24 protein-coding genes are annotated in these 22,610 nt (G+C 44.9%); 9 read left to right on the top strand and 15 right to left on the bottom strand.

All coding sequences use genetic code 11. The features are described from left to right. Positions 1-41 precede the first annotated feature (41 nt). Together E0E36_RS12990 and E0E36_RS12985 are read right to left on the bottom strand one after the other, a co-directional pair. Positions 42-902: an SDR family oxidoreductase gene (locus E0E36_RS12990; protein ID WP_130856325.1), complete on the bottom strand. Its 861-nt coding sequence runs from the start codon at positions 900-902 to the stop codon at positions 42-44. Positions 903-963: 61 nt separating this feature from the next. Then, positions 964-1,428, bottom strand: a complete 465-nt coding sequence (locus tag E0E36_RS12985) for a BLUF domain-containing protein (RefSeq protein WP_130856324.1) — start codon at positions 1,426-1,428, stop codon at positions 964-966. Positions 1,429-1,599: 171 nt separating this feature from the next. Here E0E36_RS12985 and E0E36_RS12980 point away from each other — a divergent pair, with 171 nt between their 5' ends. Continuing rightward, on the top strand, positions 1,600-2,055 hold the full coding sequence (locus E0E36_RS12980) for a PA2169 family four-helix-bundle protein (protein WP_130856323.1): 456 nt from the start codon (positions 1,600-1,602) through the stop codon (positions 2,053-2,055). Positions 2,056-2,224: 169 nt separating this feature from the next. Here E0E36_RS12980 and E0E36_RS12975 read toward each other — a convergent pair whose 3' ends face one another. The 8 genes from E0E36_RS12975 to E0E36_RS12940 form a co-directional block, all read right to left on the bottom strand. Further along, positions 2,225-3,421, bottom strand: coding sequence for a sensor histidine kinase (locus tag E0E36_RS12975; protein WP_165446982.1), 1,197 nt, complete (start codon positions 3,419-3,421; stop codon positions 2,225-2,227). Between the two features lies 1 nt (position 3,422). Further along, the gene (locus E0E36_RS12970) at positions 3,423-4,430 is read right to left on the bottom strand and encodes a SpoIIE family protein phosphatase (protein ID WP_130856321.1); all 1,008 of its coding nucleotides are present in this window, start codon (positions 4,428-4,430) and stop codon (positions 3,423-3,425) included. Continuing rightward, positions 4,423-4,845 carry an anti-sigma regulatory factor gene (locus E0E36_RS12965; RefSeq protein ID WP_130856320.1) on the bottom strand — a complete coding sequence of 141 codons (423 nt, stop codon included), beginning with the start codon at positions 4,843-4,845 and terminating at the stop codon, positions 4,423-4,425. The genes E0E36_RS12970 and E0E36_RS12965 overlap by 8 nt, the downstream gene beginning before the upstream one ends. Next, positions 4,817-5,230, bottom strand: coding sequence for an STAS domain-containing protein (locus E0E36_RS12960; RefSeq protein ID WP_130856319.1), 414 nt, complete (start codon positions 5,228-5,230; stop codon positions 4,817-4,819). Before E0E36_RS12960 ends, E0E36_RS12965 begins: the two co-directional genes overlap by 29 nt. Positions 5,231-5,254: 24 nt before the next feature. After that, positions 5,255-6,106 carry an STAS domain-containing protein gene (locus E0E36_RS12955; protein ID WP_130856318.1) on the bottom strand — a complete coding sequence of 284 codons (852 nt, stop codon included), beginning with the start codon at positions 6,104-6,106 and terminating at the stop codon, positions 5,255-5,257. Positions 6,107-6,539: 433 nt separating this feature from the next. Then, complete coding sequence (locus E0E36_RS12950; protein ID WP_130856317.1) at positions 6,540-6,725, bottom strand: CsbD family protein; 186 nt, start codon at positions 6,723-6,725, stop codon at positions 6,540-6,542. Between the two features lie 64 nt (positions 6,726-6,789). After that, positions 6,790-7,866, bottom strand: coding sequence for an AI-2E family transporter (locus E0E36_RS12945; RefSeq protein WP_130856316.1), 1,077 nt, complete (start codon positions 7,864-7,866; stop codon positions 6,790-6,792). A gap of 97 nt (positions 7,867-7,963) precedes the next feature. Continuing rightward, positions 7,964-8,206 (bottom strand): hypothetical protein, encoded by a 243-nt coding sequence (locus E0E36_RS12940; protein ID WP_130856315.1) that lies wholly within the window; start codon positions 8,204-8,206, stop codon positions 7,964-7,966. A 90-nt stretch (positions 8,207-8,296) separates the two neighbouring features. Here E0E36_RS12940 and E0E36_RS12935 point away from each other — a divergent pair, with 90 nt between their 5' ends. After that, positions 8,297-9,613: a DUF389 domain-containing protein gene (locus E0E36_RS12935; protein ID WP_130856314.1), complete on the top strand. Its 1,317-nt coding sequence runs from the start codon at positions 8,297-8,299 to the stop codon at positions 9,611-9,613. A gap of 19 nt (positions 9,614-9,632) precedes the next feature. Here the strand turns inward: E0E36_RS12935 and E0E36_RS12930 are convergent, their stop codons facing one another. The 3 genes from E0E36_RS12930 to E0E36_RS12920 are packed head-to-tail and all read right to left on the bottom strand — an operon-like array spanning position 9,633 to position 13,399. Then, a complete protein-coding gene (locus E0E36_RS12930; RefSeq protein ID WP_130856313.1) occupies positions 9,633-11,873 on the bottom strand; it encodes a xanthine dehydrogenase family protein molybdopterin-binding subunit in 2,241 nt (746 codons plus the stop codon). A gap of 16 nt (positions 11,874-11,889) precedes the next feature. Beyond that, positions 11,890-12,909, bottom strand: a complete 1,020-nt coding sequence (locus E0E36_RS12925; protein ID WP_130856312.1) for an FAD binding domain-containing protein — start codon at positions 12,907-12,909, stop codon at positions 11,890-11,892. Beyond that, positions 12,902-13,399, bottom strand: coding sequence for a (2Fe-2S)-binding protein (locus E0E36_RS12920; protein WP_130856311.1), 498 nt, complete (start codon positions 13,397-13,399; stop codon positions 12,902-12,904). The genes E0E36_RS12925 and E0E36_RS12920 overlap by 8 nt, the downstream gene beginning before the upstream one ends. Positions 13,400-13,679: 280 nt before the next feature. Here E0E36_RS12920 and E0E36_RS12915 point away from each other — a divergent pair, with 280 nt between their 5' ends. The 4 genes from E0E36_RS12915 to E0E36_RS12900 all read left to right on the top strand — a co-directional run bounded on the left by E0E36_RS12915 (position 13,680) and on the right by E0E36_RS12900 (position 20,399). Beyond that, the gene (locus E0E36_RS12915) at positions 13,680-14,258 is read left to right on the top strand and encodes an RNA polymerase sigma-70 factor (protein ID WP_130856310.1); all 579 of its coding nucleotides are present in this window, start codon (positions 13,680-13,682) and stop codon (positions 14,256-14,258) included. A gap of 91 nt (positions 14,259-14,349) precedes the next feature. Continuing rightward, positions 14,350-15,327, top strand: coding sequence for a FecR family protein (locus E0E36_RS12910; protein WP_165446981.1), 978 nt, complete (start codon positions 14,350-14,352; stop codon positions 15,325-15,327). Between the two features lie 135 nt (positions 15,328-15,462). Next, the gene (locus tag E0E36_RS12905) at positions 15,463-18,807 is read left to right on the top strand and encodes a SusC/RagA family TonB-linked outer membrane protein (protein ID WP_130856308.1); all 3,345 of its coding nucleotides are present in this window, start codon (positions 15,463-15,465) and stop codon (positions 18,805-18,807) included. Positions 18,808-18,818: 11 nt separating this feature from the next. Next, on the top strand, positions 18,819-20,399 hold the full coding sequence (locus E0E36_RS12900; RefSeq protein ID WP_130856307.1) for a SusD/RagB family nutrient-binding outer membrane lipoprotein: 1,581 nt from the start codon (positions 18,819-18,821) through the stop codon (positions 20,397-20,399). Positions 20,400-20,454: 55 nt separating this feature from the next. Here the strand turns inward: E0E36_RS12900 and E0E36_RS12895 are convergent, their stop codons facing one another. Both E0E36_RS12895 and E0E36_RS12890 read right to left on the bottom strand, forming a co-directional pair. Then, entirely contained in the window at positions 20,455-20,667 is a 213-nt protein-coding gene (locus E0E36_RS12895; RefSeq protein WP_130856306.1) for a hypothetical protein, read from the bottom strand. 186 nt (positions 20,668-20,853) lie between these two features. Then, positions 20,854-21,255: a DUF5675 family protein gene (locus E0E36_RS12890; RefSeq protein WP_256377672.1), complete on the bottom strand. Its 402-nt coding sequence runs from the start codon at positions 21,253-21,255 to the stop codon at positions 20,854-20,856. Positions 21,256-21,327: 72 nt separating this feature from the next. On the opposite strand from E0E36_RS12890, the gene E0E36_RS28350 reads away from it, so the two are divergent. The 3 genes from E0E36_RS28350 to E0E36_RS12875 all read left to right on the top strand — a co-directional run bounded on the left by E0E36_RS28350 (position 21,328) and on the right by E0E36_RS12875 (position 22,566). After that, on the top strand, positions 21,328-21,516 hold the full coding sequence (locus tag E0E36_RS28350; protein ID WP_371719646.1) for a LytTR family DNA-binding domain-containing protein: 189 nt from the start codon (positions 21,328-21,330) through the stop codon (positions 21,514-21,516). 3 nt (positions 21,517-21,519) lie between these two features. Continuing rightward, complete coding sequence (locus tag E0E36_RS28345; protein ID WP_207303762.1) at positions 21,520-21,783, top strand: aldo/keto reductase; 264 nt, start codon at positions 21,520-21,522, stop codon at positions 21,781-21,783. Between the two features lie 423 nt (positions 21,784-22,206). Beyond that, on the top strand, positions 22,207-22,566 hold the full coding sequence (locus E0E36_RS12875) for a nuclear transport factor 2 family protein (protein WP_130856304.1): 360 nt from the start codon (positions 22,207-22,209) through the stop codon (positions 22,564-22,566). Positions 22,567-22,610: the final 44 nt, after the last annotated feature.

Below are 22,610 nucleotides of genomic sequence, written 5' to 3'. Positions count from 1 at the left end.
CCATTCAATTGCAGACAAAAAAATTGCAATTATGCTACCAATTATCCATTGATCACTTCTCCCCCATTCACATGGATCACCTGTCCGGTTATAAAAGAAGCATCGTCCGAAGCTAAAAACACATAAGCGGGGCCGAGTTCTGAAGGCTGCCCGGCACGTTTCATAGCTGTTTCACTACCAAACTCCTGAATCTTTTTCTCGTCGAATGTCGATACAATCAGCGGTGTCCATACCGGGCCTGGCGCTACACCATTTACCCGAATATTCTTTTCACTCAGATTCGTAGCCAATGATCGCGTAAAAGTAGTAATCGCACCCTTCGTAGATGAATAGTCTATCAAGGCAGGGGAAGATCGATAAGCCGTAACCGAGGTCGTATTGATAATGCTATCGCCCGCGGTCATGTGTTCCAATGCTGCTTCCGCAAAATAGAAGTACGCGTAAATGTTCGTACGGAAGGTAATATCTAATTGCTCATCTGTGATATTCTTCACATCCTTTTGTGGAAATTGCATGCCCGCATTATTTACCAGCACATTTAATTTGCCAAAATGCGCCACGGTCTTTTTTACGGCATCTTTACAGAATGCACTGTCTTTCACGTCGCCTTTTATTAATAGACATTTTCGCCCGGCTTCCTCTACTAACTGCTTTGTTCTCTCCGCGTCTACATCCTCATCCAGGTAAACAATGGCAACATCTGCTCCTTCCTTGGCATAATGAACGGTAACAGACCGCCCAATACCGCTGTCACCTCCCGTAATCAAAGCGACTTTTCCCTCCAATTTACCTGCGGCCTTATAACTATCTTTTATGTACTCAGGCGCGGGATTCATCTCTGCTTCTATACCCGGCTGGCGGTGTTGCTTTTCCGGTCGATTGTTTTTTGTGTTTTCCATCATCCTGTAATCTTATACTGTTTATGAATGATTAATTAACAACCATAAGCAGGACTTGTTTACATTAGGCTCCGCTCATTGAATTGCCGTAATTCTCAAAATATATAAACTGTGACAGATATTGTTCTTTCTCTAAGTCATTTTCAGCGAAAAGCAAATCAATATCAAAAAATTCGTCAAGACTAATAATGTCGTTTTTATTTTCTTTCTTCCTATAACCAAGTCTCCAGCGGATATAATCTCGGTGCTCGCGTAGCCCCATATACAGTACAACAAGGTTGAAATGGCGGCCGTCTTTCTGAATAATCCGTGCTAGCTTCTCAAGCGCTTCAAAAGAGCCTTCCAATACGCCTAAAAATCTTCCCTGTAGCTTGGACGAAAATAAGCCTTCGGCATACAACAAGATTCCGGTAATATCATGGATGGGGTTATAAAAGGTTGCTTTTTGATCTATTTTTCGGAGCTGATCGACCGACAACAAAGACGTAGCTTGGCTCGTATAGATTAATTGATAGGTTTCTTCTTTCATAAGGTTGTTTTAGTACGATAAAAGAAGAACCAAAACCATGCCGCCTTTGTGATGTGGTCATTTACACGGTTTTGCGACGACACAAAACAAATTCAAAATAAACCTGTTGACTTCTATGGGAACCCATATAGTACATGGGCGTCCATACATTTACTTAAAAAAAGAAAAACAATGGAAAACACGAAAGTTAAAGCAGAGGTATTAAATGATCTAATCGAAATCAATAATGATCGGATCGCCGGTTATGAAAGAGCCATCGAAGAATTGGATGACGCGAATACGGATCTGGCAGCTCTTTTTCGGGATATGATTCAGGAGAGTCGGAACTATAACATGGAACTGATATCAGAAGTTCAAAAGACCGGTGCTGAAATTGAAGAAGGCACCACCGCCAGTGGAAAAATCTATCGGGCTTGGATGGATGTGAAAGCCATGTTTACGGGAAGCGATCGAAAGTCGGTACTGGCAAGCTGCGAAGGAGGCGAAGATGCAGCACAGAAAGCGTACAAGATGGCAATTGAAGAAAATGAACTTGCGCCAGACACCCTTGCGCTTATTCAGAAACAAAAAGCAAGTTTAAAGTTATCGCACGATAAGATTAAAGCTTTACGCGACAGCGAAGTGTAAGTACATCACAGAATTGCCTTTTAGTCTTTGGTTATGGTCGTAAAAATGAATCCCTCATAAGAGGGATTTTTTTAAAGGACGGCGTTAACGTATTTGCGTTTCAATAGACAATTACAATATCAAAAAAGATGTATAGCTATTTTGTTACGGAGATTTCAATATATATAGGTTATCGGAGTATCAATTTTGGAAAATCGATCGCGAATGATGACCCCATTCCTTCTTCACTTTTAACATTTATGGATCCAAAATGATCACTGATAATCTTCGAAGCCACGAAAAGACCGATACCCAGTCCTTTGTATTGGGAATGAGCCATATCGCTGCGATAAAATTTTTCAAAGATCTTCGCTAGCGTTTCATTCGACATACCGATACCTTCATCTGCAACCGTAATCCGCACGACATCATCTTGAACAGCTGTCCTAATCGATATGGTTGTTCCCTTTTCGGAATATTTGATAGCATTACCTACAATATTAGCCAACGCCTGTTCAATGCGATTTTTATCGATTTGCATTTCACAGTCGGCACCTAATTCATACGAAATTTTATGGGCAGGGGCTAATAATTTAAAAGACTCGATGACCGACAACATAAAATCCTTGAAGGGCACCCACTCTTTATTGTACGTAAATTGGCCGTGTTCTATTTTAGAAACATCGAGCAACTGCTGCGTAAGCGTCACCAGTTTTCCTGCCTGCTTTTCCACCTTTTGCAAGTGACCGTACAATTTAATCTCATTGGGATCAACCAGCCGCAGCGAAATTTGTGATAAAGCTCTCAATATTGTAATTGGTGTATTCAATTCATGACTAGCTATTGATAGGAACTCACTCTTCTGCTCGCTTAAGTACTTCGCATGTATGAGTTCAAGCTCTTGTTCCTGATTAGTTGAACTGAGTGCGGCATTTCGCAATTTTAATTCCTCATACGCACTGATTGGCCCTTGAAGGCTAATCTGCCGTTTAATAAGAACCATCTTTTGTTCGTCCATCTTACTGGATGTTGGAATCGCCATCTGTAGCAAAACAAAACCCTCTTGTTCTGAGAAGCTCGCTTCCATTAAAGGCACTAGCTTGCGCGCGTAATCAAAACCCTCATTATGTTTTGGAAAGTCTTCATCAATACGAAAGCGCAGCTTCGCGCTGAGCGCATAGCGGTCTTTCACTTGTGTAAAGCCAATGGTACAGGCACCTTCAAAAGCTTTATCCATAATTTCCCTGCTGACCTCGGACACTGCCGTAGCAAAAACTGTTTGCGTAGCCACCGTCAATTTAATCAATTCGGCTACTTGGATCGACTTTTTATAAGCGAGCGTCAGATCCATTTCATTTTCGAGGGTAATATAGGCCAATTCAGTCATTTTACATATTGATAACAACAACAGACATGTCATCGGTTTGTCGGGCATAGTCTTTATAAATAGCTGCGGCCAAAACGGAGGGATCATGCCGGATTATTTGCGGATATTTGTTAATCTCCCATCGTGACCGGATGCCATCGGAGCATAGAATCAATTTGCTATAATAGCGTATATCTAATATGTGGTCGTTCATAGTTCGCGGAATGTTATGTCCAATAATACCATTATACGGAAGCTGCGTTTTTGAAAGTACAGCGCCTTGTAATCTCGTTGAGATATTACCAACACCGGAAATTTTCAAATGTTTTGTTTTCGTGTCAAGTACCGCAACTGTCGCAACCAGGCCCCGTGTTTTGCGTACTTCCGGATGTATGAACTGGATAATTTCCGTTGGCGAATCGAAAGGACAACGCTTAAACGCTTCCACCGCAGCGTTCATTGCTAAATTAGCGTCTGGCCCATGCCCCAAACCATCAGCTAACATGAATTTGATGTTGTTTCCAATGATTTTTTTGTAAAAGCCATCCCCACTGGTGAGCTCGCTCGGCTTGGCAATCACGAGCGGTCGTACATCTACGGCAACCTTTTCCTTTTTCCGCACCGTATGTTTATATACTCTGCTGAGCACGATAGTTCCCCAATTTGGTTGGGAAAACAAATCAAATTCGTCTGATAAGCGCGATATGCTACCCAAACCATGCCCCAAGGTACTTTTGGTTGATACACCGTCCACCAACATCGATTTAGCATCCTTCATGCCCGGCCCATTATCGATGCAAATCAGTTCGACATAGCTAAGATCAGCATCGCCCATAATGCCTGCTAAAATTTCGCCACCTTTTGTATATTTGTGTAGATTGGAGGTTAATTCGGCCAGTATTAAATCAATTTTATCAATTTTCTTCGGATCAAAGCCCGCCGAAGCCACCATGCTGTGTATCTCTTTCTTTAAGATGGAAAAATAACTCCGGTCTGCAGCAAAAAAGCGCTGATGCGTAGCGTCAACCATTAGCCCATTTTGTTATGGTAACCTTCGTTCCAGCTCCTAATTCACTTTTTATCTCAAATTCATTCACGAGCCGCTTTGCGCCCGGCAAACCCAGTCCTAAACTTTTACCGGTAGAATAGCCATCTTTCATGGCCAGCTTGATGTCCGCTATCCCCGGCCCCTTATCATTAAATGTGAGCCTTACACCGTGTTGTCGACCTAAAGAGACGATCTCGATCAGTACATCACCGCCGTTAGCATAACGTAACATGTTCCGCACAAGCTCGCTTGCCGCCGTGATGAGCTTCGTTTGATTCACCAAACTCATCTTAATTTTTACGGCGTACTCCTTTACCCGATTACGAAAGGGCACTACATCCTGCTCCCTACCAATAGACATATTGTCTTTATTCAGCGAGATAATCTTCGTTATCATTTGTAGGATCTGTTTCATCTTCTTCTGTCAACTGAACCTTTGATCTCAATAGATCCATGCCTCTTTCCACATTTAGCGCCGTGTAGACACCCTGCAAGGGCAAACCAAGTTCAACCAATGTGATGGCCACTGCGGGCTGCATGCCTACCACAACCGTTTCCGCATCTAACAACTTAGACATCACCCCTATATTACCAATGATTCTACCCATGAAGGAGTCAACGATACTAACGGCTGAGATGTCAATCAATATCCCTTTTGCCCCGGTTTTACTTACCATTTTTACCAAGTCGGCCTCTAACTCCAGCGCTAAGCGATCGTATAAATCTACCTGAATTGTGACCAGTAAAAACTGGCCCATTTTCAATATTGGAATTCTATCCATCACCTATAATTTAAACCAACGGAATTACCTGCTGACCACTTTTTTTACTTCTAGCTTTAATGATGTAAAGGCAAATGCCAAGGCACTGGCGAGGGACGCCTTGGTAACAATGCCGGTTAAGTCGATACCCAAATGAACGATCGTTTGCGCAATTTCGGGACGGATCCCGCTGATGATGCACTCCGCTCCCATCAAACGGGTCGCACTGACCGTTTTGAGCAGATGCTGAGCAACCAGCGAATCGACTGTGGGCACGCCCGATATGTCTAATATGGCTATGCTGCTGCCAGACTCAACGATCTCCGTCAGTAAGTTTTCCATGACCACCTGTGTCCGCGCGCTGTCTAAAGTACCAATAATCGGCAAGGCCAATATGCCATCCCAAACACGAATAACCGGCGTCGATATTTCGCTGATTTCGTCTGTCTGGCGTAGAATTACCTCCTCACGGCCTTTTATAAAAGTTTCGAAGGTTACGATGGAAAAGCTGTCAACCAAACGGCTAACATTCAATGTTGCGGCTAATAACTCAGCAGGATCTTTAATTTCCTCCTGCAAAACTTGCAGCAAGGCTTCCTTCAGGCTCATAATATAGAGGCCCGTTTCTCTCGGGCTAAAGCCTTGTTTAGCTCTAGACAACGATATGCCGCCTAATAACTCAATCACATGGTCGAAATCCGAAGATTCGGGACTGCCTAGATTTTTCTCGTTTATGCTTTTTATCAGCGCCTCAACCAATTCGTCCGACTCTTCCCGTAACTCTTCATTGCTGATTAAGTCCTCCCTTAACAACTCATCGGCGAGCTGGTTTTTCATCCAGCGATCGGCAATTGCCGCCTTTTTCTTCTTAAAGATTTTTGTGATTTCTGCTGCCATCGTATTAGTTAAATTATTTTGTAATGTTACAGTATTTTTCACAAAAAAGAAAATTGGTCAGCTGATTCTCATCCGCCGAATATTTTTCTGTCACTTTTGCAATCTGGCCCTTCGCTGCATTGCCAGTACAGCGCAGATATAAAATGCCAACTTAATGTTTGCCATTATTCGGTTTATGAATAAGATCAGCTGTTTCGACTATCCTTCGAAGGGTTAGCACTCCAAATATAGAAGCCTAGCTATAGCCATGGTATAAGATCTTTACCACTGATTATAGCATTTATCGTGTTAGTTTGAGAAATAATGGGAGTTTATATCCGGTTCGGGAAATAGTGTTATCAATTTGGACAATTATTAAGAGGTAAACATTTACGAATAAAAACAAAGAGGCCCTATTCCGAAGAATAAGGCCTCTTCTTCTATGTGAACTAGTCTAAAGGCTATTTAAATAGTTGACAACTTCTTCTCGTGTTTGGCCGGTCTTCTTTTGAAGCTTACCGATCAATTCTTCTTCCTGTCCTTCTGCATAGGTTAAATCGTCATCCGTTAATTCACCCCATTTCTGTTTCACTTTTCCTTTCAGCTCGTTCCACGAACCTTTTAATTTTAAATCGTCCATAACCTGTCTCCTCTTTTTGTTGTTTATTTAATAACGCCGCCCATGCCTATTTGTTTGAATAATATTATGACGCCTGTTTAGATCTGAAAAAGGACTTTTTCTTTTTCTGATCAGTGCCTATCAAATATCCGAAGGGCTGTAAGGCCGGAACATTATCGCAAATGATCTTAATGATCCCAAGCAGCGGAATAGCCAATACCATACCCCCTATGCCCCAAATCAATTCGCCCAAAACCAATGCGATGATTGTAAATAAGGGATTAATATTCACTTGATCACCTACTACCAGAGGCTCGAGGATATAAGTTTGCACAAATTGAACCACCAGGTAAACAACGAGTACGCCAATGATCTTATCGCTTCCGCCTCCTTGAGCAACCGTAGCTAATACCGTAAGGGAAGTTCCCGTTATATTGCCAACAAAAGGGACTATTTCAAGCACTCCACAAAGAATGGCAAAAAACAGCGCATTTTTTACACCGACAACACTAAAGCCGATGCCGTAGAGGATCCACAACATGACAATCATCAGTGCAAGCCCGGCTAAGTAATTCTTAGAAACATCGGCGGATTTATTGATGATTTTTTCGGTCTGATTCTTCTTGGTATTATCTACCAATTTAAGGATGAAGTTCTTTAATCGAGAACGATAAAGAAGAAAAAGAAAAGTATAAACCAGTACCAACAAGCTGTCTACCAAAATACTCATGGTGCCGCCGGCAAAAGACAAAATCGTACGGCTTCCTCCGTCGCTTCCGATCGACTGCTCAGCCTTATCCACCAACGCTGCTTGCTGATCCGAAGAAATACCTAAAGTCTGGTCCATCCAAGCCTTTAATTTTTCGAACAGGGCAAGCACCCGCTCCTGCATACCGGTCAGGTTTTCGGAAAAATCACTTAAACGCCAAACTAATAAGGCTATTATTGTTGCAAATGCAAGCACAATCAACAATACACCAATTAATGAGGACAGGGCTCTATTTAGTCCCCAGCCTTCCAGCCTTTTCGCTATACCAACAAACAAAGTAGCAAGCACACCTGCCAAAGCTATGGGAATAAGAAATGGTTTCCCTACATATAATATGGCGATGACAAGTACAAGTAAGAGTAATTTATTAACTGCTAGTTGGGTTTTAATCATATTGTATTTTTTTCGGCAACCAGTTATTCAAGGCTTAAATTGTTGCTTTTATTGATAGCCATGATTTGGTAAACAAAATATAACATAAAAAGTTGTATCAATAATTTTTGAGTTTATGTTCTGTATACGGTTCAGCATTGGCCTTATTTTCTTCCTGCACGCCGCCGTTCCAATTATCTTCAGTTACCTGCTTATTTCCTTCCATAATATTACCGTTTACATAAGCCCGTCCATATACCTTATAGGCTAAGTTATTTCTTCCCGACTGAACCTTCAGTATGCGATGGCATACAGGGCTATCTTTCGGTGTAGCCGAGCCCGCTTTAAAATAATTATTCAAGATATTATACATAGAGCGGTAGGCACTCTCCTAAAATAAAAGATAATTACTATTTTAGAAGCGCTTCCGAAAAAGAAAGGAAGCTTTTATATGGACATTTATAAACTGATTGAAAAATTTAATATATCGTCGGAGCGCGAGGAATATGGTTTAATCCATGAAACCGTAGAAAAAGGCATCTACTTCAGGGGAACGAATCTTTGGATTCTGATCTTTGCCATCGTTATCGCCTGTGTGGGACTGAATGTCAACTCAACGGCCGTAATTATCGGTGCCATGTTGATTTCTCCGCTGATGGGGCCTATTCTCGGAATGGGATACAGCTTGGCTACCTATGACTTTAAGCTATTCCGAAAAGCCCTTGCAAACTTCGGCTTCGCGGTTGGTGCCAGTCTTGCCACCTCCACCTTGTACTTTTTGCTAACCCCGCTGAGTGAAGCCCACTCTGAATTACTTGCACGTACACAACCAAATATCTATGATGTTATTATTGCTATGGTGGGTGGTTTAGCAGGTATCGTAGCCCTTTCCAGTAAACAAAAAGGCAATGTGATTCCGGGGGCAGCGATCGCTACGGCCTTGATGCCTCCACTGTGCACAGCAGGTTATGGCTTATCGACCGCCAATTGGTCATACTTTTTTGGAGCCTTTTACTTATTTACTATAAACACAGTCTTCATTGCGGCAGCAACCTTAGTAACTGTCCGCTTTCTGAAATATCCAATCTGGCATCAAACCGAGGAAGGCCTTAAGCAACGCGCGAACATGTGGGTGAGTATTATCGTCACAATAACCATGATACCGAGTATATACTTCGGCTACGTACTTGTCAAACGAGAAAGGTTTAAACAAGAAGCGACTCGTTTTATAAAAAACGAAACGTACATCGAAGGAGATTACCTCTTGAAGTCGGACATCGATCCTTTGCAGAAGATTATCCATTTAACTTATGGCGGAAAGCTCATACCCGAACCCACCAAGAAAAAGTTACAGGAAAAATTAAAGAACTATGCGTTGATGGATGCACAAATCACTATTCAACAGGGTTTTTCCTTTGCCGATGCGGATAATGATTTGCTTGAGCTAACCCAGCAACAAGCAGAAATAAACCGATTGCGCTCCGAATTGTCACTCAATCTAAAGCGCCAAGATAGCATACAGCAGCGTAGCCTTTTAGGACAGCAACTTTTAAAGGAGTTGAAGCCTTTATTTCCGGAAGTGCAGGCATGTGCTACAGCAGAGCAAGTTTTCTACAACGATTCGCTGAAAATGCAACGCTATCATTCGTTAACACTTCAAAGTAGGGATATCAAAAAAACGTTTGCAAACAAAGAACGTATTACGACATGGTTCCAACATCGCTTGCAACAAGACTCTATTCGGGTGTACATCGAAAGAGCCTTATAGCGGCTCGTAAAAATGCGGCTCATGCCAATAATTCATCAAAATGAATAGGCAGCCTATTGATGCGCTTGCCCGTGGCATGGAATATTGCGTTTGCAATCGCCGCGGGCATGGCGACTAAGCCGATCTCGCCAACTCCCTTCGTGCCTAACTCATTAATCAGCTCATCTTTTTCATCCGCAAATATAACTTCCAATTGGTGAATGTCCGCATGGGTGGGAATATGGTATTCGGCCAGATTAGGGTTAACATATTTACCGAGATTTTCGTCGATAACAGACTCTTCGTGAAGTGCTTTACTAATGCCCCATACCATCGATCCACTTATTTGGCTGCGTGCCGTTTTTGGATTGATAATTTTACCGGCCGCTACAGCGGTAACGGCACGGGTAACTACAATCGTTTTTAAGTCTTTGTCTACCTCCACTTCTACAAAGGATGCGCTATGCGTCATTTTACTATATTTTCGCAGCTTCAACAAGTGAGGCTTCCCCATTTTGGTGGTTTTGATAACCTGTCCCTTGTTAGCCGCAACAATCGCCCGGAAACTGACATGCACAGACGGATCGTTCCGCAGTGAGATACTTCCATCTTTAAAGGTTATATCTTTTTCAGCAACGCCAACCAGCGGTGACTCAGGCATCTCCTTTGCTTTTTTCAGCAGTTTTTCCTTAAGGGCCTTCGCAGCCATAACGATCGCCACACCGGTAGAACTGGTCATTGACGAACCACCTTGAAACATGGAAAAAGGCTTTTTGCTGTCTCCATACCCGAAAATCACGTCTTCAATAGGCAATCCCAATTCATCTGCGGCAATCTGGGTCATCACCGTAAACGTTCCGGTTCCAATATCGGTAACCGCATTATTTATCTTCAATTTTCCTTCTTTTGTTATCATAGCCTGCACGCGCGACGGAAACTGATAAGCGTCCCACACACCCGTTGCCATACCATAGCCAACCAGTTTATTACCACGTTTCATGCTGCCCGGCTCGGGGTTACGCTCGCTCCAGCCGAACTTGCTTGCTGCCTGTTGGTAACATTCCCTGAGCGCTTTGCTAGTGAAGGGTTTTCCGGTTGACGGATCGACCTCTGCATAATTACGCAGCCTTAATTCAAGCGGATCGATGCCTAATTTGTATGCCAACTGATCCATTGTGCATTCGATGGCATGCATAGCGGTTACACCGCCCGGTGCCCGCATATCGATAGGTGTAGATAGATCAAGGGGTACCACCTTGTATTCAAACCGTGTGTTGGGTATCGGATACAAGCGGTGGCTCCAAGATGAAATGACTTCGGTGTAATCTTCATAAGACGACGTTTCCACAAAAGCCGCGTGACGAGCAGCCGTCAACCTTCCATTTTCGTCGGTAGCGAACTGTAGTCGCTGCATATTTTGTGGCCGATGCGCCAAGGTGAACATCTGATGGCGATCCAGCACAACCCGGACATTGCGTTTAAGATAAAGAGCCGCCATTACCGATAAAAAAAGCTGATATTGAGGTCGCAGGCCCGAACCGAAGGCTCCGCCCACATAGGGTGCCAATACACGCACGTCCTTATAGCGAAGACCGAAGACATTGGCTACGAAAAACTGATTGTTGATGGTACCTTGCGTTTTATCATAAATAGTCAGTTTGCCATCGCCTTCAAACACGGTTGTGGTTGCGAAAAGCTCCATCGGGTTGTGATGTTCGATGCCGTGCTGATATTCAGCATCAACTTTAATCGGTGCTGCACTATAAACCTTTTCAAAGTCACCCGTAGGCGCCGGTGGCGGTGGTTTCAACGCCGTAGCGATTCCTTTTTTGGCCGCTCGTGCTGCACCCAAATTGGCCTCAACAGAGGTCACGAATGATTCCTCTTCATAATTCAGTTGAACGAGCGTTGCCCCATAGCGGGCCATCTCAAAATCTTCCGCCACAACCAATGCCACGGGCTGGCCGTTAAACCGTATTTTATCGTCGCATAATGGTTTGAAGACCGTACCAGGAGGCGCATCCATATCGGCATATTGCAGGTCGAACCAAGCAAGGCCTGGCCGGTTCTCGTGCGTCAATACCTCCACCACACCCGGCAACGCTTTTGCTGCGCTGGTGTCAATACGAATAATTTTGCCTTTGGTAATCGTACTACTGACTACGTATCCATACAGTAATCCTGGCACCTTGTAATCCGCTGCATATTCGGCAGCACCGGTCACTTTCTGCCTTCCTTCCAAGCGGCTAAGCGGTTGTCCTACGCTGGGTTTCATTGCCATAATCTTGCCTATTAAATCAAAGTGAAGGTTTTGCACCCGGTCGCTGTGACTCAGGTTCCGTGGCCATCATACCATTACGGATGATCGCCCGTTTGGCTAATTCTATTTTAAAGCTATTGTGTTCGTATCCTTTGGCGCCCCGTAAAATAACAGCTGCTGCTTCAGCGAAATTTTCAGGTGTCGCTGCCTTGCCTTTTAGCGACTCTTCGGCTTCGGCAACCCTCCAGGGTTTATGCGCAACACCGCCTAAAGCGATCCGCGCGTCCTTAATCACATCACCATCCAGTTCAAGCCCGGTTGCCACAGACACGAGGGCAAACGCATACGATTGCCGGTCGCGCAGTTTCAAGTAGGAATAATTTTGCTCAAATCCCTTTGGAGGTAAATCTATCGAAGTAATCAATTCGCCATGCTGCAAATTATTATCAAGGTCAGGCTGATCACCGGGTAATCGGTGAAAGTCGGCAAACGGAATACGCCTTTCGCCATTTGGGCCGGTTACGTTCACAACCGCCGCGAGAGCTGCCAAACCTACGCACATATCCGAAGGAAAAACGGCGATACAGTGCTCACTTGCTCCCAAAATGGCATGTATGCGATTATATCCGTTGATCGCAGCACAACCGGAACCCGGAACCCGCTTATTGCACGGCGCATTGGCATCGTAAAAATAATAGCAGCGTGTTCGCTGCAACAAATTACCGCCATCGGTCGCCATGTTACGTATCTGCGCAGAAGCCCCGGCAAGGATCGCTTTAGAAAGCAAAGGGTATCGCGACTCAATCAAAGGATGATAAGCCGTATCGGCATTGGTAACCAATGCCCCTAATCTTAGTCCACCATCCACCGTTTCGGTGATCGCGCTACAATCCGGCAAGTGATTAATATCGACCAACAGCTCTGGGTGCCTCAGGTTATATTTCCAAATATCAATGAGATTAGTGCCGCCGGCAATAAAAGCGGCGTGGGTATTGGCGTTAACGGCACGTACGGCATCATCCGCATTTTCAGCTCGCAAAAAAGCAAAGTTATTCATACAGGCCTCCGTCCTTTACTTCCATAATAGCATCGATGATGCCAACATTGGCGCCACAGCGACAAAGATTTCCGCTCATCAGCTCCTGCACCTCTTCCCGCGTCTTTGCCTTTCCTTCTTTCAGCAAACCAATTGCACTGCATATTTGTCCGGGGGTACAGTAGCCGCACTGAAAAGCGTCATGTTCAATAAATGCTTGCTGCATTGGATGAAGTTGCGTATCACCGGCAATGCCTTCTATTGTTAAGATCTCAGCGCCATCTTTTAACACAGCCAACGTCAGACAGCTTAGGATGCGTTTGCCATCACAAAGAACGGTGCAGGCACCACATTGCCCATGGTCGCAGCCTTTTTTTGTCCCCGTGAGGGTTAGGTGTTCGCGCAGGGCGTCCAAGAGACTTACCCAGGGCAATACCTGCAATTTATACTCTTCCCCATTGACCCTTAAGCGAACCGTTTGCAGTCCGTTGAATTGCTCTTTATTTTCCATTGGATTCGATTCTAACCAAAACCTATGCTCCCTGAAAGCACGTCATTTGCTATCCATTGAACAATTTGCCTTTGCGATAGTTTCGGATAATTTGCAGAACCGTAGAAAATCGATATGTTGGTTACTAGGTGTGCTGGCTCTGTTGCTACCCAAAATGAAACTTCCCGGACAACTACTTGCGAGAACAGGAAAATTTCTTTAAGTTTGGTTATATTTAACTTGACGAAACCAATATAGCCTACCATAAGCATTTTTTGAGGGTGTAAAAATAGCAAGTGTCATGAAAGCACGCCCTACTGATGAATTTTCTGTCGATCGCTTCCGTAAGGGGGACGAATCTGCTTTTGATTATCTGTTCAGGCAGTTATACGGTCCGCTATGTACCTTCGCCGAAGGAATCATCGGCGATGAATATATTGCCGAAGAACTCGCACAGGCTGCTTTTATCAAATTATGGAAAAAACGGAGCGGATTTGTTTCACTATTAAAAATAAAAGCCTTTCTGTATATCGTGATAAAAAATGACGCCTTCAATCACCTCAAAAGAGAAAAAAGCAGGCTCAAAATAGAACAGCAGCTTTCCCAAAAACTGCCCTTCTCGGAACAGGACATTACCGATCGCATCATTTATACGGAGATGATGCTTATCTTGGACCGCGCAATTTCCGACCTACCGGAACGATGCAAAAAGGTAATTGAATTGAGTTACCACAATGAAAAATCATCCAAAGAAATAGCCGAGGCAATGGGTGTATCTGTCAGCACCGTTGACAATCAACGGGCACGGGGCATTCAATTGCTGAAGAAATCACTTGCAAAGGTTGGCTTACTCTCTTTTCTCCCTATTTTATTAGCCTAACCAAAAATATCGTTTTGCTTTTAGAGATTTTTCCATTGGTGTTGTTTTTATATAAAAACGTTGAGCAACCCTAATGTTTCAAAATCTGAATGTGAAAAACATAGAAAAGACGATCGAAATGGCAGCTTTGCTGCACAGGTACCACCAGCAGCAGCTGAATGAGACCGAACGGCAGAAACTTACCGAATGGCTTGAAGCCAGTCCCGAAAACCGTGCCCAATTTAAAAGAGTGCTGAGGGAATTGAAAGGCGAGCACAGATTCATTGGATCGAAATACGATCTCCGTGTTGAGGTAGCACTCGATCGGGTTAAAGGGAAATTAAATAAAAGTGCCGGGCTGTCATATAAGCGTTATCTGCCTTACGCTGCTGCCATTGTGCTCATTATACTCTCGACGATCATCTATCAAACAAATTATGGCGCTGTGGAAATACTGACGGCAAAAGCAGAAACCAAGAAGCTGTATTTGGCCGATGGCACGCAGGTCGTTCTCGAACCGGACAGTAAATTGAGTTACCACAGATCATTCGGAAAGTCTGACCGAAGCGTAACGCTGGAAGGCGGCGCTTATTTTAGGGTAGCAAAAAACCAACGACATCCTTTCAGTGTGTCCGGCAAGACGGTGAAAGTGGATGTGCTGGGCACCTCCTTTCGGTTGAAAAATTATGCCGGCGATGAAGAGGCCACGGTACAGGTGACTTCCGGCAAAGTGAGAGTGGAAGCCACACAGCGACCCGCTTCGACCGCGGTGCTGGAATATGGTGAAGAGTTGGTGTACGACAAACATGAAAAGCTGAAGACGAAGAAATACGACAAAAAGGAGATAGCGAAGATTGATGCCGGCATTAGGGTGTATGAAGGTGAAAGCCTTAAAAGGCTCATCCGAGATCTTGAACGGTCTTACGGTGTGCAAATCAATTGCGCGCAGGAACTACAAGAGCGCCTCTTCTTCGGCGATCTGGATACAAGGGGGAGACTATCTTTCTTTCTGGATAAACTGGCAATGACGGTACATGCCACATGGAAAAAAACGGGCGATAATCAATATAGCATTCAACAAATTAAATAGTGTAGATATGATCTGATGAAAAGATAAAATGACAATCGCCTGCTTAGAGCAGACGATTGATCCTAGACAATAAATCAACGGGAGAAACCTTTCACCTTTTACTCCCGCGAATATGCTAAACTTAACCATAAATGTATGAATAACTATCTATACCGACAAATACAAAGATGGAGGCTGGTCGCATGGATGTTCCTGCTCATCGGTTTTCAGCCGCTGCTGTCCTTCGCTAACCGCAATGCCGATCCGCTTCTGAACAAACGAATATCCGTTAACCTGCATAATGCTTCGCTCAAGGAAGCGCTGGACTTATTAACGGAGAAGACCGGGATTGCCTTTGTGTACAGTGATCTGTTCAGCAACCGCACCGAACGTGTAAACATCAATGCGAAAAATATTTCTGTGCGGGAAGTGCTCGATAAGATGATCAATGCAAGTCTATTTTCTTACACCGTCATGGGAAAAGAAGTAGTCATCAATGCCAAAACAAAACAACAGCAGATCCGTGGCCTGGTAACTGACCAGACAAAAGCACCCCTGCCCGGGGTTTCTGTCCGGATTAAGGGAACAAATCAAGGCACCAGTACCAACGAAGATGGTCGTTACGGCCTCACCGCTCCGGCGGACGCGACATTGGTATTTTCCTTTACGGGCTATGTGAAACAGGAAATCCCCATCAGTGGAAGAAATGTGATTGATATCCAGTTGAATGAAGACAACAATGAACTGAATGAAGTGGTAGTGACCGCCCTGGGTGTTCGTAAGGAGCGAAAAGCATTGGGGTATGCGGTTACGGAGGTAAAAGGTGAAGAGATAACTACGGCAAGAGAGAATAACTTCGTGAATTCGCTGGCAGGAAAAGTAGCGGGCCTTGACATAGGCGCTACCTCGGGTGGCGTTGGTGCCGCCAGCAACGTAATTATACGGGGTGTATCCAGTATCGGCCAGGGCAATCAGCCGCTGTATGTTATCAACGGTGTACCGATGGAAAGCAAGCCCGTCGGTCGGTTCAATACGAATCCGAACGGTAATTCAGGAAGTCAGTGGGACAACGCGCCGGATATGGGTGATGCGATCTCCAATCTGAACCCCGACGATATTGAAACCATATCGGTGCTTAAGGGCGCAGCAGCTTCCGCTTTATATGGCTACCGTGCCAAAGCGGGTGTCATTATGATTACAACCAAAAGCGGCAAAGGAAACAGCATTGATTTCAGCTCCAATTATGTTGCCGAACAGGTCATGAACATGACCGATTGGCAATATGTATATGGGCAGGGTTCAAATAATGCCAAGCCGATCGATCAGGCGGGCGCAGCCCAAGTAGGAGGTTCCAGTTGGGGCGCACGTCTAGACGGAAGTCAGGTAGTGCAGTTCGATGGGGTAGAAAGGCCTTATGTGGCCCAGCGCGATAACCTCAAGAACTTTTACCGTACCGGCGGCAGCTGGACCAATACACTGGCTTTGAACAAAAGCTTTGATTTCGGGACGGTCAGACTTTCGGGAAGCAACCTGGATAACCGCTCGGTTGTGCCTAACTCGGGCATGGATCGGCAGACCTTCAACTTTAGTGGTGTATTCGATCCGATCAAAAACCTGAAAATTGATGCACGGGTCAATTATATCATGGAAGATGTGCAAAACAGGCCTTATCTATCAGACGGGGCAGGAAATGCCAATTACAATGTAACCTTCCTGCCCACCAGCGTCAATGTGACGGATCTCAAACCTTGGGTGAACGCGGATGGAACAGAACGCGCTTACAATGCAGGCAATACCTTTGCCACCAACCCGTGGTTTGCCGCCTATGAATTCCGGAACAATACCAAGCGCGAACGTACCATTGGTTCCATTACGGCCCGATATGATTTCGATAGCGGTTATTTCATTCAGGGCCGTGTGGGACGCGATAACTACTCCAATAAATACACCAATGTGGTACCGAGCGGAACTGCCTATAGGCCCTTGGGTTCAATGACCGAGCAGATCACACTTTTCTCCGATCTAAATGCAGACTTCCTGGCGGGAGGTTCCTTCTCCGTGGATGACTTTGTCATTACACCCGCCGTTGGCGCCGCCTTTCGGCGAACGAAAAGTGAACTGTCCATTCAAAACGGACAGGATTTTTCCGTTGCCGGCTTGTATAATATTCTGAATACCGTGAATAAAACCTTAGGCTTTGTGCCAAGCGATCAGGAAACGCAATCCGTTTACGGAAATGTTGAGTTTTCCTACAGGGATATGCTCTATCTTACCGGTTCCTTGCGCAGCGATTGGTTCTCTACACTGGCAACACCGGGCATTGACAACAAATTGAATACCGTTTACCCCTCGGTAAATGCATCCTTTGTATTCTCGGAGCTGTGGCAACCGAGCTTCCTTTCCTTTGGTAAAGTGCGGTTAGGCTACGCTACAGTTGGACAGGCAACGGACCCTTACAGAACCCAGCTGATGTACAATTTCCTCAGTGAAACGCTCAACGGAAAACCATTGGGCAATATTATCAACACCGCCATACCCAACTCAGGCTTAAAAGCTTCCTCCGCATCCGAATTAGAATTCGGCGCAGAACTCAGCTTATTCGATAGCCGGCTGAATGTGGACGTATCCTATTACAACAAGCAATCCAAGGACGAGATCGTCGACGTCACCACGTCAACCACCACGGGCTATCTCGGTGCCGTACTTAACGTGGGCGAGATGGAAAATAAAGGTGTTGAACTCTTGTTAACGGGACATGTATTCCGCAATCCGGATGGATTCAACTGGACCACCAGCTTTAACGGCACCTTGAACAACAACAAAATAAAATCCCTGGCCGAAGGGACTACCGTGCAGCCCGTGGCCACCTCCCGGTCAAACGTCGGTTTCCTCCAGCATCGCGAGGGCCTGCCAGCTTTTCAGATTATGGCCTTTGACTTCAGTTATGACGAAAACGGAAATATCATGTACTTACCGAACGGGGCACCCGTACGGGGTGAATTGAAGCCTTACGGCTCGGCCATGCATAAATGGATGTTGGGATGGAACAATGAGTTCCGGTACAAAAATCTAAATTTTTCCTTCCTGATTGATAGCAAGTGGGGAGGTAAGATCTTTTCGGCTACCGATTACTATGGATATATCTTCGGTCTGCATCAGGCTACGCTGGAAAACAGAGAGGGCAGCTTTGGTGAAAGCGGGGTGGAAGCATCGGAATATTACAGTCAGTATGCCAATAATGTATCGAAACAGTTCGTGCAGGATGCCAGTTTTATCAAGTTGCGCCAGATCGTTATCGGCTATACGTTTCCTTCCGCTATGTTCAACAACAAGATCAAGTCGTTGAACATCAGCGCGGTAGCGCGCAACCCGTTTATTTTGATGAGGCGAACGGATAACATCGACCCCGAAGCGAGTTACAATGCCAGTATACCGGGCTTGGAGCTGGGTGGTGTGCCGCCTATAAGAACATTCGGACTTAACTTAAGTGCTAGATTCTAAATCACGATGATATGAAGAAGTATATAATCCATAAATTATATGTAACGGTGTTGGCCTGTCTTTTTGCTGCGGGCTGTACCAGCGATTTTGACGAAATCAATACCGATCCCACGGCTTCGCCGGGCAGCGGATTTAATCCGAATTACCTGCTGACAACCGCGCAGCTTGCCTATACCGGCAGTAATGATTTCGCTTATGACACCTGGCGGGCTAACCTCATTTACTCGGCCACCATGATGCAGGGCATGGCAACGGTTGTTTCTTACTGGGCCGGCGATAAGTACCAGAATAATCCCGGTTATACCTCGGCCTACTGGGAGAGAGCCTACGATGAGCAGATCAAACGGATTGTGGACATTGTTGAATTCACCAGGGATAAACCCGAATACAACAATATTCATCAGGTGGGTAGAATCTGGCGAGCCATGGCCTTTCAACGGATCTCGGATCTGTATGGGGATATACCCTATACAGAAGCTGGCGGCGCCTATTATACCGGGATACTTTACCCAAAATTTGATAGTCAACAGAGCATCTATACCGATATCCTAAAAGAAGTTGACGAAGCGATCAATGCGATCAATCCATCGGGCGATGCGGTAACCGGCGATGTAGTTTTCAATGGCGATCTGGCTAAATGGAGACGCTTCGGTTATTCGCTGATGTTGCGCATGGCCATGCGCCTGACCAAGGTGGATGAAACGCTGGCTCGCAGCTATGTAGAGCGAGCAATCGGCAATACCATGGAAGGGAACGGAGACAATGCTTTTCTGTTGCATGATGAAAGTGGAGGCAGGGCTACCCAAAACCGAAACAGCCAGGTGCTGCTTGGCGATGGTGGACAGGAAAACTATTATGTAAAGTGGTCGGATACCTTTATTGATTTTCTCAGACAGCATGAAGACCCCCGTTTGGACAAAATTGCCGTAAACAACATCTATATGTCGGAGGGGTCTAAAGAACAGAACCCCGGATACATAGTGGGGGGAGCGTCCCAAAAGGGTATGCCGAACGGCAAGGACCTCAGCAATAACCCCTTGTATCGGATCAATGATGATCCCAGCTATACCGGCTTCCCCGACTATTCATCGCCGCATCCGCAAATGATTACGCGCAATGCACCTACTTTCATCTTTACTTATGCAGAATCAGAATTTTTGCTGGCTGAAGCGGCCGTTCGATGGGGCCTGGGCAATGCCGCCGAACATTACAAAAATGGTTTAAAGGCCTCGCTAACCTTTTTGTCGCAATGGGGCAATGCGTTGGCGATTTCCGATGGCGACGCGGAGATGTATGCTTCAGCGCACCCCTTGAATATGGCCAATGCCCTGAACGATATTGGCAATCAATATTGGGCCAACGCCTGTACCAGTTTTAATTTTTATGAAGCATGGTTCAATTGGCGCAGAACGGGCGTTCCTGCCCTAACACCGGTCAATTACATCAATAACGCAACCAACGCTACGATCCCAAGACGATTCCCTTACCCCATCGCAGAGGAGAATACGAATCCCGAAAACTATCGTGCCGCTTCAGGTGCCGTTATCGGAGGTGATTTATTAACCGGAAGAGTATGGTGGGATAGCGAATAAGGAGTAATTGCTATAATAAGCGCCCGGCATCTAAAATCACCGGGCGCTTCTAATGCTAAGGCTTGTCTTCCTTTGCCACTGTAGAAATGGCCGAGGCTACAATACCCGCCGTTGCCAAATAACCGGCTATGGTAACTACCGTTGCCGGTAACGTAATAGGAGCTGTTAATAAAGCCGCTCCTACTGCACCCAAGGTTAAACCGATGGTTCTTATTTTTTTAAAGAACTTTGGTGTGGGGGATTTGATTCTTTCTGTTATTTCGTTCATAAATGAAAATTAAAAAGTAAAAAGTAAAAAGCATGGCCCCTCCTCGCCATGACGCATTTCGGAATACCAGTACTACCGCAAAGCCACTCATTCAAAATTCCTGCCTACCGGCAGGCAGGCATCACTCATCACTTATAATTCATCACTAATAAATCTACTGAACGACTCAACTACTTAACTACTTAACTACTCGACAACTAAACTACTCCCCGCGGCAGCGGCCTTTGCTAATAAAGGATACACCCTTCTATAAGCATCTGCCGAATGCAGCACTCGATAGTCTCCGTCAATAAGCTGATAATAACTTCCGGTTAAGGGGCAACCACGGGTGTCGGTGTGGTAATTGCCGATATGGAAGAACACCAAACTGAAATTGGGGATACCTCTGATTTCCACCATTCCCTTATGCATGGAACTGTATCGGCTCTGATATTTCGCGTTCATACCCGCCAGCTTATTCAAACCCAATTGATACGTTCCGGCCGGGATGGCCGTTTCACCGGGGATTTTTTCATCCCGTATTTTATCTTCCAAGATATAGCACTGGAAGAGATTGTCAATGTATAACTGGCCGAGGGTCGTATTAATGCCTTCGGCGATACATCCATCCTTACCAAAGATGGAAAAAAGTTGCCCTACAATAAGCGATTGGAAAATATTATGCTAGCCCTTGACCCCAATAGCTTTTTTCGGGCAAACAAGCAATTCATTATCGCCAAACGGGCCATCGAAGGCATTACCATTTGGTTCGATAACAGGTTGCTGGTTTCCCTGGACACCGAAACCCCGGAAAGTCTCTACGTCAGTAAAAACCGTGCTTCTGAGTTCCGGCAATGGGTTGCAAGTTGACATATTTGCCTTGATTTACTAACGCCTTGTCATGAGCAATTAGTTGGAGAGGCTATCGAACCTATCCGTAAAGACATAATCATTTGCACAAAATTCGGCTTTGAGGAGGAAAAACCGGAAATCTGTCTTGATAGTAGTCCGAAACGGATTAGACAGGTTGTTGAAAATTCGCTTAAAAGTCTAAGGACAGACTACATAGACCTATTATATCGACCCGAACGTACCAATGGAAGTTGTAGCGGGAACAGTAAAAGACCTTATTGCTGAGGGAAAGGTAAACGTATAGCCCGTTAAGTCGTGGTTTTATTTCGGAATATATCAATGAGCGGACAAAATACAATCCAACTAATGATAACAGGATTTCATTACCTCGGTATGAGCCCGAAAACATCGTTGCTAATTGGGGCATAATAGATGTTTTTAAAGAATTTGGCCACCACAAAAGTTAACCGTAGCACAGGTTGGTATAGCTAGGTTATTGGTTTAGAAACCATTTGTTGTTCCAGTGGCAGGTACAACCAAATTGGCACACTTACAGGAAAATATGTGGTCGGCAGATTATGAATTTACCACAGAGGAGTTAGCAAAACTCACTGGAAATTTATCCTAGAATATCCAACTGACGTTTCGCGTGGTGTTTTAGAGATTAATTTTATATTTTTAGCGGTATCATCTATAAAACAAACCGCCATGGAGAGCGAAATTTTAAAGTTAGAAGCACAACTTATTACAGCCATCTTAAACAGCAATGTAGAGGTACTGGATCAGTTGCTTCACGATGAGTTGCTATTTGTTAATCACCTGGGAATGGTGCTTTCCAAAAAGGATGATATGGCCTCTCATATCAGCGGGGATTTAAAGATTACCGAACTGGCTGCCTCAGACCGGCAGTTGCACCTATTCGGAGATATCTGCACAGTGGTGGTCACTAAGGAGATTAGGGGCGTTTACCTGAACCAGCCATTTGAAAGCCGTGTTAAGTTTACCAGAGTCTGGAAGTTATTTAACGGGGACCGGAAGGTGATTACTGCAAGCAGCGTGCTTTGCTAAGCACATAAACGACTTTACGTCGGGTTATATACTTGCCGGAAAAT

Source organism: Olivibacter jilunii (assembly GCF_900607235.1).
Lineage (GTDB): Bacteria > Bacteroidota > Bacteroidia > Sphingobacteriales > Sphingobacteriaceae > Olivibacter > Olivibacter oleidegradans.
Note: the sequence above shows the minus strand (reverse complement) of the source record. Positions and strands in the feature narration are given on the sequence as shown.